Here is an 11,796-nt window from a genome sequence, read left to right on the forward strand (position 1 = left end):
ATCCCAAGGTCAAGCTCGACAAGGACCGCCAGCACCAGACCTGCCGCGGCGTGGCCTATTACGCCGATGCCGCCGGCGCCGCCGGGCAGCCCTGTGCGACCCGCGTCTACCTGCCGACCTCGGACGCGCGGCTGATCGCGCTCGACGCCGCCAACGGGCAGATCTGCCCGGCTTTCGCCGAGGGCGGCACGCTGAACCTTCTGACCAACATGCCCTATCCGAAGTCGGGCTATTATTACTCGACCTCGGCACCGCTGATCTCAGGCGGCAAGATCATTGTCGGCGGCGCGGTCAACGACAATTATTCGACGCAGGAGCCGTCCGGCGTCATCCGCGCCTACGACGCTGCCACCGGCGCGCTGGTGTGGAACTGGGATTCCGGCAATCCGGACCAGACGACGCCGCTGCCGGCCGGCCAGACCTATACCGCCAACTCGCCCAACATGTGGTCGACGCCGAGCGCCGACGAGAAGCTCGGCCTGCTCTACGTGCCGCTCGGCAACCAGACGCCGGATCAGCTCGGCGCCGGGCGCAGTGCCAATGTCGAGAAGTTCTCGTCGTCGATCACCGCGCTCGACCTCAACACCGGACAGGTGCGATGGGTGCGGCAGACCGTGCACCACGATCTCTGGGACATGGACGTACCGGCGCAGCCGAGCCTGATCGACATCACCAAACCCGACGGCACGGTGGTGCCGGCGCTGGTCGGACCGACCAAGCAGGGCGATCTGTATGTGCTCGACCGCCGCACCGGTGAGCCGGTCATCGCGGTCAACGAAGTGCCGGCGCCCGGCGGCGCGATCGAAGGCGACCACACATCGCCGACGCAGCCGGTCTCCGATCTCACCTTCATGCCGAAGCCGCTGACCGGCGCCGACATGTGGGGCCTCACCATGTTCGACCAGTTGGCCTGCCGGATCGAATTCCAGGGCCTGCGCTATGAGGGTCGCTATACGCCGCCTTCCGTCCAGGGCTCGCTGATCTACCCCGGCAATTTCGGCACCTTCAACTGGGGTGGCGTCGCCGTCGACCCGGTCCGGCAGGTGCTGTTCGGCATGCCGACCTATCTGGCGTTCAAGTCGCAGTTGATCCCGCGCGATCAGGTGCCGCCGCCGGACGAAGGGCGGGGCAGCGAACAGGGGCTGAACCGCAACGAGGGCGCGCCCTATGCGGTGGTGATGGGACCGTTCCTGTCGCCGCTCGGCATTCCTTGCCAGGCGCCGCCCTGGGGCTATGTCGCCGGTGCCGATCTCAGGACCGGCAAGATCGCCTACAAGCACCGCAACGGCACCGTCTACGATATGACGCCGCTGCCGCTGCCGCTGAAGGTCGGCGTGCCCGGCATCGGCGGGCCGATGATCACCGCCGGCGGCGTCGCCTTCCTGGGGGCCGCAGTCGACGACTATCTGCGCGCCTACGACCTGACATCGGGCAAGCAGCTGTGGCAGGCGCGGCTGCCGGCCGGCGGGCAATCGACGCCGATGACCTATACGGTCGCCGACGGCCGCCAGTTCGTGGTCATCGTCGCCGGCGGCCACGGTTCGGTCGGCACCAAGCCGGGTGACTATGTGATGGCCTACGCGCTGCCGAAGTAGGGGCGACAGGGTGACGCGATCTTTCAGAGGTCGCGCCGCCCCTCATCTGTGCCGGTGTCCTTTCCCCGCATAGTGACGGGGAAAAGTGCCCGACTGGGCGATGAGGGGCGGGAATCTTCCGATCGGCCCGTTGTCGATCAGCCAATCCCCAAATGACCCTTCAGGCTGGGCACCGAGCCGAGCACCTTGTTGGTCAGGTCGGGGCCGGCGGCGGCTTCGGCCTGCTGGATCAGCGTCGCGCCGGCCTTCTGGATCTGCGCCATGTCGAGCCCGGATGCCTTGAGCGCGGCGATGCCGTTGATCAGCGCGCCGGCCTTCTCGCCGAGAACGCCGCCAAGCGCGCCCTGCAACGACGACAGAAAACCGCCACCGCCGGCCGGAGCGGCGGCCATGACGTCATATTGATGGGCGAGGTCGTCGGCGCCGGGGATTTTGGCGAAGAACGCCGAGGCGCTGGTGCCTTCCGCCTCGTGTTCGAGCACCGAGAAAATGGTGCCGACGACTTTCTCCGTCGTCGCCTGGTCGAGGCCCGCCTTCTGCGAAACGGTGTTGACGATGTCCTGGACGTTCATGGCGTCACCTCAACCCTGGGTTTTCGTGTTGCGGTTCCGCTCAGTGCGGACCCTGATCAACGATAGTCTGCCTGCATTCACAACCATCGAGCGTAGGGCCAAAGCGGCGGCCCCCGCAAGGACGACCGCGCTGGCGAGGATCGGGGAAGGCATGGTCATGGTCTCGCTTCCTTCTGGGTCTGAGGCACGCGGTCAAGATACCGTCGATAGCCACCTTCCTTCACGATTGTGGCAGCGCCAGCAGGATTTATCGCCAATGACTAAAAAGTGATGACACGGCCGCGCATGGGCACCGGCTTTGCTGCCCGGACGCGGCCGGCGGCATACGCCTGAGGCAATCGACGGCAGCGATGAGTGCTCGACTGGATGATGCCGGCTTGGTCCCTATGTAGCTGGGAATTGAAGCCCGAAGCAGAGGAGCCCATCCATGACGAGACCCGACGCCAAGCCCACCATCACCCAGGCGATGATCGACGCCTATGACGAGTACACGCATCTGACGCTCGATCGCCGCCGGTTCATGGAGCAGTTGACCCGGCTTGCCGGATCAGGTGCGGCGGCGGCGGCGATCGCGCCTCTTCTGGCGGCAAATTCGGCGCAAGCAGGAATCGTCGCCGACAACGATCCGCGCGTGAAGGGCGAGGACATCAGCTACCGCGGCGGCAGCGGCGAGATGAAGGGCTATCTGGTCAAGCCGGCGAACCAGACGGGCAAGCTCGGTACCGTCATCGTCGTGCATGAGAACAGGGGGCTCAACCCGCATATCCGCGATGTGGCGCGGCGCGTGGCGCTGGAAGGCTTCGTGGCGCTGGCGCCGGATTTTCTGTCGCCGCTCGTCGGCACGCCGACCGACGAAGACAGGGCGCGCGACATGTTCGGCAAGCTCGATCCGGCGCAGACCATCGCTGACGGTGTTGCGACCGTCGCTTTCCTCAAGAGCGACAAAGACGGCAACGGCAAGGTCGGCGCTATCGGCTTCTGCTGGGGCGGTGGCACGGTCAACATGCTGGCCGTCAACGCGCCCGATCTCAGTGCCGGCGTTGCCTATTACGGCATGCAGCCGAAGGCCGCCGATGTATCCAAGATCAAGGCGGCCTTGCTGCTGCACTATGGCGGACTCGACGAGCGCATCAATGCCGGCATCGACGCCTTCAAGAAGGAACTCGACGCGGCGCATGTCGACTACACGGTCTATGTTTATGAAGGCGCCAACCACGCCTTCAACAACGATACGTCGGCGGCGCGCTACGACAAGAAGGCGGCTGACCTCGCCTGGGGCAGAACGATCGCCTTCCTTCGGGAAAAACTGAAATGACTTCAGCTGTCATGCCGCCGGCGCCCAGGCGGTTTCGAAGGCCGGCGACAGGGTGAAGCCGGCCGGCCGCGCCGAAACGGGGGGCGGGCGGCGCATGCCTTCCTGCAGGTACCGCAACGCCGACGTCAGCCCGTTCATCGTGTAAGGCTTGGCTATGACGCCGATCGCGCCGGCGAAATGATCGGGGATGCGCTTCGGATTGGCGGTCATGAACACCACCGTCGAACTCTTCCTTTCGCCTATGTACTTGGCCACGTCGATGCCGGACGGCCCGTCACTCAGATGGATGTCGACGAAGGCGATATCGGCTTCGGTCGCATCCGCCATGGCCATGGCTTCCGCCGAAGAGGTCGCCCAGCCGACGACGCTGTGGCCGGCGTCCTCGACAAGGCTCTCCAGCTCCATTGCCAGCAGCGCTTCGTCCTCGATGATCAGGACCTTGAGCGGCTCAATCATGACACATTCCCTTTTTCCTGAGGTTCGTTCGGGATCGAGATAACGACCTTCGTGCCGGGGCCGGTGTCGCGCCATTCGATCTCGGCATGCAACTGGCGGGCGAGCGATTTGATCAGCCGCATGCCGAACGAGGCATCGCCGTTGGCGTCGGCCATGCCGACGCCGTCGTCCGACACCTCGATATTCAAGTGGCCGTCGGGCTGGCTCATTTTGATGCCCAGGCGGCCGGCCGACATTCCGTCGGGCTTGGACTTGAAGGCATGCTTGAGAGCATTGGTGACGAGTTCGTTGACCATCAGAGCGACGGGCGTTGCCTTTTCCGCGGAAATGACGATCGGTTCCAGGTCGAGAGCCGGACTGATCTCAGAGCGCCCCGACGCCGTCAGCAGGTCTGTCACCAGATCCTTGGCGAAATCCGCCACATCGAACTTGCTGACGTCCTTCGACTGATAAAGCCGCCGATGCACGGTGCTCAGGGCTTCGATGCGCTCCAGCATGGTGGTCAACGAACGCCTGATCGCTTCGTCCCGTATGGTCCGCCGCTGCATAATGATGAGGGAAGAGATCATCTGCAGGTTGTTTTTCACCCGGTGATCCACCTCATGCAGCAAGGTGGTCTGCGCCTCGAGGGCGGCTTCCAGTTCCGCGGTGCGTTCCTTCACCGCCTTTTCGAAGCGGTCCTTGTCCGCGTTGATGCGACTCTCCGATTGTTTGCGATCCGAGACGTCGAGCTGCGATGCGAAAAAGAACTGCAAATCGCCTTTGTCGTTCGAAACGGGGCTGATGTAGAGCGCGTTCCAGAAGGTCGAGCCGTCCCTGCGGTAGTTCAGGATATCGACGCTGACATCGGTTTCATCCTCGATCGCCGCGCGTATCTGTTCGACAGCGGCCTTGTCGGTCTTCGGTCCCTGCAGGAAGCGGCAGTTCCTGCCCAGAACCTCATGACGCTCATATCCGGTCAGTCGCAGGAAAGCGTCATTGGCGAACACGATAGGATTGTCCTGCTGTCGGGGATCGGTAATGATCATCGACATGCGGGTGGCGCGGATAGCCGCCGCGAACGGATCGCCCTTGCCGTGCTCGACATGCAGATCGTCCGTCATGTGCCATGCGTCGGCAGGCTCCCTGGTCCGTTTCCATTCCATTCTGTCACTCCAAGCCATTTTCGCGGGTGACAACGGATCAGACGCCGATTTGGTTCAATCTTGAGCCTTCCTGTCGCAGTTCGTACCGAGAATCAGGCCTCCGGAGTTAGCCGGCCGATGCCGGCTTGTGGAAGGCGACGCCGGCGACCACCAGCGCAATGCCGAGGCAATCGATAAAACTCGGAATCTGGCGCAGCACGACGACGCCGATCAGCGTCGCGGTGACCGGCAGCAGCGACAGCATCAGCGCGAAGCTCGCGCGTGGCAGCCGCGACATGGCGAGCTGGTCGCAGATGTAAGGAATGACCGACGAGCAGATGCCGACGCCGATGGCGGCGAGCAGCAGCGGCAGTGAGAAAAAGGCCGGCAGCGCATCGGTGAAGCCGATCGGCAGCACGACGATGAAGGCGATCGCCATGGCAGCACCCAGGCCGGCGATGCCGCTGCCGGCGCCTGAAGCGGCGACGCGATGGCCGAGTACGATGTAACCGACAAACAGCGCCCCGTTGAGGATGGCCCAGAACAGCCCGATGGGATCGTCGGACCATCTGACATCGATGAGCAGCAAGGTGCCGGCGACGGCGATGGCAAGGGCGGCGAGATTGCGCGTGCTCCTGAGGCCGATCGCCGCGACGCCGATGATGCCGACGAATTCGATCGCCGCCACCAGCGAGATCGGCAGTCGGTCGAGCGCCAGGTAGAACGAACAGTTCATCACCGCCAGACAGGCGCCGAAGGCCAGCAACAGCAGCCGCGTCGTGCGATCGGCGCGTGCGAAGCTTCGCCATGGACGGGTCAGGGGTGCGAAGATGAGTGCTGCCGTGGCGATGCGCAGCCACGCCATGCCGAGCACGCCGACATGCGGGAAAAGCAGCACGGCGAAGGCCGGCCCGAGATAGTGGAAGACGGCGCTGACGCCGAACCAGACATGCGGCGGCAGTTTTTCCGTCAGCTTGCCCAGGGTGAAGTTGCCCGGGGCAGGGGTCGCCGCGAGAGCTTGCGTTTGATCATCCACCGGATCAGTATCGCAGGCAGATTTGCCTATTTATATAGATGATGATTAGCTCTTTCGGCTATCTTTCTCCCGGAATAAAGGAGTTTTCCATGAAGCGCCTTCGAACTGAAAGCGCCGATCTCGATGCCGCCGACATGAAGATCCTGCGCCTGCTGGAAAAGGACGCGCGCACCAGCACGGCGGAGCTGGCACGCTCGGTGGGCCTGTCGGCACCGAGTGTGGCCGAGCGCATCAAGCGGCTGCAGGAAAGCGGCGTCATCGAGGCCTATTCGGTTAGGATCAACCCGACGGCACTCGGCCTGCCGCTGTCGGCATGGCTGCGCATCCGGCCAGTGCCGGGGCAGTTGGCCGTCGTGGCCGAGATCATCCGCGAACTGCCGGAGATCGTGCAATGCGACCGCGTAACCGGAGAGGATTGTTTCATCGCGCTGGCGCATGTCGGGTCGGTGGTCGACCTCGAGCGGGTGATCGACCGCATCATTCCCTACGCGATGACCAACACGGCGATCATCCAGTCCTCGCCGGTGGTGGCGCGTTCGGCCCTGGCGGCGTTGAGGCGCCAGGCTTGACCTGCGGGGATTGTTCCGTTCGAGGACCTTATGCGTGGCCGCGCTTCATGCGCGCCTGTTTCAGGATGGCGCGCCAGCGGATCATGTCGAACGGGATCGGCTCGTTGTTGTTGGCGATGTGGAAGATCTCATTGTTGACGTTCTTGAGCGAGCGCCAGAAATCGTAGTCGGTGATGCGCGGATCGGCAGCCAACCTGTCCACCTCGACCTTGATGTCGGTTTTCATGCACTTTCCTCGAACCGGCGCCGCGCCGCCCGTGTCGCTACCTCGATGCAGATCGTTTTCGACCGGCCCGCTGAGTCGCGCAACGGCTCAAATGGCTTGTTCCCGTTAAAACCTTGGTAAGGTTAACGAGGGCGCCGCGCCGCTTCAAGCGCCGCCGCCGGTCGATGGCAAGGTTCTGCGATTTTAGATCGCCGGTGTGGCTTTGAAGCCGGAAACGAGACGTGTCGGCATCGCCCTATTTGCGTTTGATGCCGATCGAGCGGCCGGCCCGTTCCGGCATCGGCAGGGCCGAATGGGCGGCGCGCATGTCTTCGACCCTGGCCAGCACATCGGCGGGGAAGGGCGCCACCTTCGGCCCGGACATGTCGACATGCAGCGACAGCGATTCGGAAGTCGCGGCCAGCCAGCCGTCGACATGGCGGATTTCCTGATAGGCCCGCAGCCGCTTGTCGTCATGGTCGATGAGCTGGAAGGAGACCGTGACCTTGTGCTCGAGATGCAGCTCCTGCACGTAGCAGACATGGACTTCGGCGGTGTAGATGGTGAGGCGGCGATCCCTGGCATAGTTCGGTCCCATGCCCATTGCCTCGAAGGCGTCGTCCGAGCAGCGGTCGAACAGCACGTTGTAATAGGCCATGTTGAGATGGCCGTTGTAGTCGATCCAGTCCTTCTCGATGTCCATGGGTTTCGAGACGAAGGGAGTGGGGATGGGCATCGAAACTTCCTTGTTCTGGTGCTGGACAGAGCGTGGCTCCGGAGACTCTATTTGTTCTGACGCAATTTCGGACGGAAAACCGCTTCACACTTTTCCTGGAATTGCTTTACGCATCCATAGACGCATAACAAGCATGGACGCTGGTCCATTCGCGGAGGAATTCATGGCTCTGAGCGACCTCAACCCGGTCGAACGCAACGAGGAAGGCATCGCTGCGGTGCTCGGGATCCTCAAGCAGCAGCTCGGCGAGCGATTCCAGACCGGCCAGGCGATCCGCTCGCAGCATGCACATACCACCACCTACATTCCGACGCAGGCACCGGATGGCGTTGCGTTCCCCGAGACGACGGCCGAGGTGCAGGAGATCGTGCGCGCCTGTGCGGCGCACCGCGTGCCGGTGATCGCCTTCGGCGTCGGCTCCTCGCTGGAGGGTCACACCAACGCACCGGGCGGCGGCATATCGGTCGACACATCGCGCATGAACCGTATCCTGGCGGTCAATCCGCAGGATCTCGACTGCACGGTCGAACCCGGCGTCACCCGTGAGGATTTGAACCGGCATCTGCGCGACACCGGCCTGTTCTTTCCGATCGATCCCGGCGCCAATGCCTCGCTGGGCGGCATGGCCGCAACGCGGGCCTCCGGCACCAACGCGGTGCGCTACGGAACGATGCGCGAGAACGTGCTGTCGCTGACCGCCGTCATGGCCGACGGCGAAACGGTGACAACCGGCAAGCGGGCGAAAAAGAGCTCGGCCGGCTATGATCTGACGCGGCTGCTGGTCGGCTCGGAAGGCACGCTCGGCATCATCACGTCGCTGACCTTGAAGCTGCAAGGCATCCCGCAGGCGATCTCCGGCGGCGTCTGCCCGTTTCCGAGCGTCGAGGCGGCCTGCAACGCGGTCATCGCGACGATCCAGATGGGCATCCCGGTGGCGCGCATCGAACTGGTCAACGCCTTGCAGATGCGGGCGATGAAGAATTATTCCAAGCTCGACTATCCCGAGAGCCCGTGCCTGTTCGTCGAGTTTCATGGTAGCGATGCCGGCGTTGCCGAACAGGCCGAAACCTTCGGCATGATCGCGGAGGAAAATGGCGGCGGGCCGTTCCTGTGGACCAGCGTCGCCGAGGAGCGCACCAAATTGTGGAAGGCGAGGCACGACGCCTACTGGTCGTCGCTGACCCTGCGGCCGGGAGCCAAGGGGCTGTCGACCGATGTCTGCGTGCCGATCTCGCGCTTTGCCGAATGCGTCATGGAAACCGAGGCCGATATCGCCGAGATGGGCCTGATCGCGCCGATCGTCGGCCATGCCGGCGACGGCAATTTCCACGTGCTTGTGCTGATGGATGTGAACGATCCCAAGGAGATCGCGCTGTCGGAAAAATTCGTCGCGCGGCTCAACATGCGGGCCATCGCCATGGACGGCACCTGCACCGGCGAGCACGGCATCGGCCAGGGCAAGATCGGCTTCCTGCGCCACGAGCTCGGCCACGGCGTCGACATCATGCGCACCATCAAGCAGGCGCTCGATCCGCTTGATATCATGAACCCGGGCAAGATCTTGCCGGGAAACTAACCGATTTTCCGACGCAAGGTTCGTAGGCGGCCAGTCTTGACCGCGCCACCATTCGGGCCGAGGCTTGGCCGGTAGCAGGGCCTGAAGCCAACAGGCGTGCCAGCGGAGGAGGATGCCATGGCGATTTCACGCAAGGAAGAAGCGCGCGCGCTGAGTGCCGACGAACACGATCTGGTGGAGAAGTCTCACCATCCGGCGGTGCAGGAGCTCTCCGACGCCGATCTTGCCGGCCTGGTCAAGCTGTTGCGGGAGCGGCGCGACAAGGCGCAGACCGAAGCACACCGCCGCCGGCGTGAGATCCGGGGCAAGGGCGCGGCGAAGGGCGCTACGCCTTCGAAGGCTGATGGCGGGTCGCAGCTCAAGCTTGCGGTGCTGGCCATGGCCATGCGGCGCCTGAATGGCGAGGCCGAGCGGCGCCGGCAACTGGCCGCCAGCGTTTCGCTGATCGAGAATGCGCGCAAGGCATTGGTGATGAAGCAAGGGGCGGCATCGGACGGCCCCGCCTTCAACTCGCGCACCGCGCGCAGGGGTATGCGGCCGGTGGCGAACCAGAGGGCGCCGGATCTGGTCCGGCCAATGGAACTCGGCCGGCAGCGCAGGGCGGCCAAGGTGGCACAGGCAAAGCGCGACGCACGCTGAATTCGCGGTGATCGCGGGCTGAAATCGTTGAGGACGCCTGCCTACCGTGCGGCAGGCTTCGCCTGTCCGCCCTCGACAAGCGTCTGCAGCATGGGGCGGGTTGGCGCGAAGAATGTCGTGCCGGTGTGCGGTGTGGAGAAATCGAGCAGGCGGTCGTAGGCGCCCGGCGGCTCGCCGATATACATGCGCTGCAGCATTTTTTCGGTGACCCAAAGATATCTGGAATAGCCGATGAAGTAGGTGCCGAACTCGTTCTGCCCCGGCCTGCCAAACGGCATGTTGTCGCGCAAAATATCGTACTCGTTGCCGGCGGCATCCTCGATGGTGGCCAGCGACTTGTGCGATTTGCGCGGCGCATCGTCATCGTCGATTTCGATGTTGTCGATCTTGGTGCGGCCGATGATCGCTTCCTGCTCGGGCGTCGGAATGCGCGCCCAGGCCTGCATGTCGTGGAGATATTTCTGGACGACGACATAGCTGCCGCCGGCGAAGTCGGCGTCTTCATCGCCGATGAGCGCAGAGGCGGGCAAGTCGAGGCCGGTCGGGTTGGCGGTCCCGTCGACGAAGCCGAGCAGGTCGCGCGCATCGAAATAGCGAAAGCCGGAAACCTCATCGATGACGCTTACGCCGTCACCGAGATTGTCGAGCAGGATGCGCTCGAACTCGAAGCACATATCGGGTCGCTCGGAGCGGATGTGGAAGAGGAGATCGCCGGCGGTCGAAGGCGCCGAATGAACGGCACCCTTGATCGGTGCGAACGGTTTCAGTTCCAGCGGCCGCCGGTCTGGAGAAAGACGATCCCAGAGATCGCGGCCGATGCCGGCAATGCACGACAGCCGCCCGGAGAGATCGCGGAACCCGACGGTTTTGATGAGATCGTCGAGCCCGCCGAGCACGGAGGCAACCTTGGCGAGCGCGCTCTGCTCGCTGGCGACGGCGACGACAAGAAAGACCGCCGAAAGGGACAGCGGAGCGTCGACACTTTGCGCATCGATCGGCACGCGATCCCAGTTCTTGCCCGACATCCGATTTCTCCGCTTCGCCGGGATTTGTTTCAGATCACCGGAGATCGCGCAACTGGATGAATTGCCTCTTTATCGACACGCGGATGCGGGTAGAGTGCGGCAGAATTTCAATCAACCCATTCGGAGCTGATGCTCGCACGCCTGTTCGTGATCTTCGGTGGCCTGTTCGTGCTGGTGCTGTGTGCGGCGCTGGTGGTGCCGTATTTTATCGACTGGACCGGCTACCGCGCCGACTTCGAGCGCGAGGCGAGCGCCATTCTCGGCCGCAAGGTGACCGTGCAGGGCGACGCCACCGCAAGGCTGTTGCCGTTTCCCTCGGTGACTTCTCGAATGTCGCCGTCGCCGGCGGCCCCAACGGCCAGCCGGCCATGACGGTCGAGACGTTTTCAATGGACGCGGAACTGGCGCCCTTCCTGCGCGGTGAAGTGCTGATCTTCGACATGCGGCTGGTGCGGCCGAAAGCGACCATCGATATCGCCAATGACGGCACGGTCGACTGGGCGATGCGGCCGTCCTCGCCCTTCGACCCCAGCCAGATCTCGATCGAGAAGCTGACGGTGACGGAGGGTCAGATCGAAGTTCGCCATGCCGCTGGCGGGCGCAGCCATCTGTTTTCCGAGATCAATTCGACCGTCTCGGCCAAGTCGCTGGCCGGCCCATGGCGCATGGACGGCACGCTGCGGCTGGACGGGTTGCGCACCGCGGTCACCGCGTCCACCGGCAAGGCCGAAGGCTCAGGACAGATGCGGTTTCGGCTGAAAGCCAATCCGGACGCGTATCCGCTGGTCATCGAGACCGACGGCAATGCCGGCATCGTCAATGGAGCCGCCGTCTACTCCGGCCAGTTCAAGATTTCAAATCCTGACAAGAATGGTGCCGACAAGAACAGCGCCGAGCTGCGCGGCACCGATGGCGAGACGGTGAAAGTCTCGGCCGGCAAGCCCGATC

At 63.8% G+C, this 11,796-nt stretch carries 12 protein-coding genes and 1 pseudogene; 6 read left to right on the top strand and 7 right to left on the bottom strand.

Annotated elements, in window-relative coordinates; translation table 11 throughout:
* The coding region (locus ENZ75_RS07030; protein ID WP_128277989.1) for a membrane-bound PQQ-dependent dehydrogenase, glucose/quinate/shikimate family at positions 1–1,595 on the top strand (1,595 nt) is incomplete at its 5' end.
* A 137-nt stretch (positions 1,596–1,732) separates the two neighbouring features.
* Here ENZ75_RS07030 and ENZ75_RS07035 read toward each other — a convergent pair.
* Positions 1,733–2,167: a hypothetical protein gene (locus ENZ75_RS07035; protein ID WP_013530999.1), complete on the bottom strand. Its 435-nt coding sequence runs from the start codon at positions 2,165–2,167 to the stop codon at positions 1,733–1,735.
* 427 nt (positions 2,168–2,594) lie between these two features.
* Between ENZ75_RS07035 and ENZ75_RS07045 the strand changes: the two genes are divergently transcribed.
* Positions 2,595–3,482, top strand: coding sequence for a dienelactone hydrolase family protein (locus tag ENZ75_RS07045; protein ID WP_128277991.1), 888 nt, complete (start codon positions 2,595–2,597; stop codon positions 3,480–3,482).
* 9 nt (positions 3,483–3,491) lie between these two features.
* On the opposite strand, the gene ENZ75_RS07050 is transcribed toward ENZ75_RS07045, so the two are convergent.
* From ENZ75_RS07050 to ENZ75_RS07060, 3 genes are all read right to left on the bottom strand, one after another.
* On the bottom strand, positions 3,492–3,938 hold the full coding sequence (locus ENZ75_RS07050; RefSeq protein WP_063168287.1) for a response regulator: 447 nt from the start codon (positions 3,936–3,938) through the stop codon (positions 3,492–3,494).
* Positions 3,935–5,083, bottom strand: a complete 1,149-nt coding sequence (locus ENZ75_RS07055; protein WP_027160613.1) for a histidine kinase dimerization/phosphoacceptor domain -containing protein — start codon at positions 5,081–5,083, stop codon at positions 3,935–3,937. The genes ENZ75_RS07050 and ENZ75_RS07055 overlap by 4 nt, the downstream gene beginning before the upstream one ends.
* Positions 5,084–5,189: 106 nt before the next feature.
* On the bottom strand, positions 5,190–6,044 hold the full coding sequence (locus ENZ75_RS07060; protein WP_164747161.1) for a DMT family transporter: 855 nt from the start codon (positions 6,042–6,044) through the stop codon (positions 5,190–5,192).
* 143 nt (positions 6,045–6,187) lie between these two features.
* On the opposite strand from ENZ75_RS07060, the gene ENZ75_RS07065 reads away from it, so the two are divergent.
* Positions 6,188–6,667 (top strand): Lrp/AsnC family transcriptional regulator, encoded by a 480-nt coding sequence (locus tag ENZ75_RS07065; protein ID WP_013531005.1) that lies wholly within the window; start codon positions 6,188–6,190, stop codon positions 6,665–6,667.
* A 28-nt stretch (positions 6,668–6,695) separates the two neighbouring features.
* Here ENZ75_RS07065 and ENZ75_RS07070 read toward each other — a convergent pair whose 3' ends face one another.
* Positions 6,696–6,893 (bottom strand): hypothetical protein, encoded by a 198-nt coding sequence (locus ENZ75_RS07070; protein ID WP_013531006.1) that lies wholly within the window; start codon positions 6,891–6,893, stop codon positions 6,696–6,698.
* Positions 6,894–7,128: 235 nt separating this feature from the next.
* Positions 7,129–7,608: a thioesterase family protein gene (locus ENZ75_RS07075; protein ID WP_013531007.1), complete on the bottom strand. Its 480-nt coding sequence runs from the start codon at positions 7,606–7,608 to the stop codon at positions 7,129–7,131.
* Between the two features lie 163 nt (positions 7,609–7,771).
* On the opposite strand from ENZ75_RS07075, the gene ENZ75_RS07080 reads away from it, so the two are divergent.
* Complete coding sequence (locus tag ENZ75_RS07080; RefSeq protein ID WP_013531008.1) at positions 7,772–9,184, top strand: FAD-linked oxidase C-terminal domain-containing protein; 1,413 nt, start codon at positions 7,772–7,774, stop codon at positions 9,182–9,184.
* 117 nt (positions 9,185–9,301) lie between these two features.
* Positions 9,302–9,823: a hypothetical protein gene (locus ENZ75_RS07085; RefSeq protein WP_013531009.1), complete on the top strand. Its 522-nt coding sequence runs from the start codon at positions 9,302–9,304 to the stop codon at positions 9,821–9,823.
* A 41-nt stretch (positions 9,824–9,864) separates the two neighbouring features.
* On the opposite strand, the gene ENZ75_RS07090 is transcribed toward ENZ75_RS07085, so the two are convergent.
* Positions 9,865–10,848 carry a Dyp-type peroxidase gene (locus ENZ75_RS07090; protein ID WP_063168286.1) on the bottom strand — a complete coding sequence of 328 codons (984 nt, stop codon included), beginning with the start codon at positions 10,846–10,848 and terminating at the stop codon, positions 9,865–9,867.
* 129 nt (positions 10,849–10,977) lie between these two features.
* Between ENZ75_RS07090 and ENZ75_RS07095 the strand changes: the two are divergent.
* Positions 10,978–11,796 (top strand): annotated as a pseudogene (locus tag ENZ75_RS07095) (AsmA family protein); the annotation flags it as partial.

The sequence above is a fragment of the Mesorhizobium sp. M7A.F.Ca.CA.002.04.1.1 genome, assembly GCF_004022805.1.
In the GTDB taxonomy this organism is placed as follows: Bacteria; Pseudomonadota; Alphaproteobacteria; order Rhizobiales; family Rhizobiaceae; genus Mesorhizobium; species Mesorhizobium ciceri.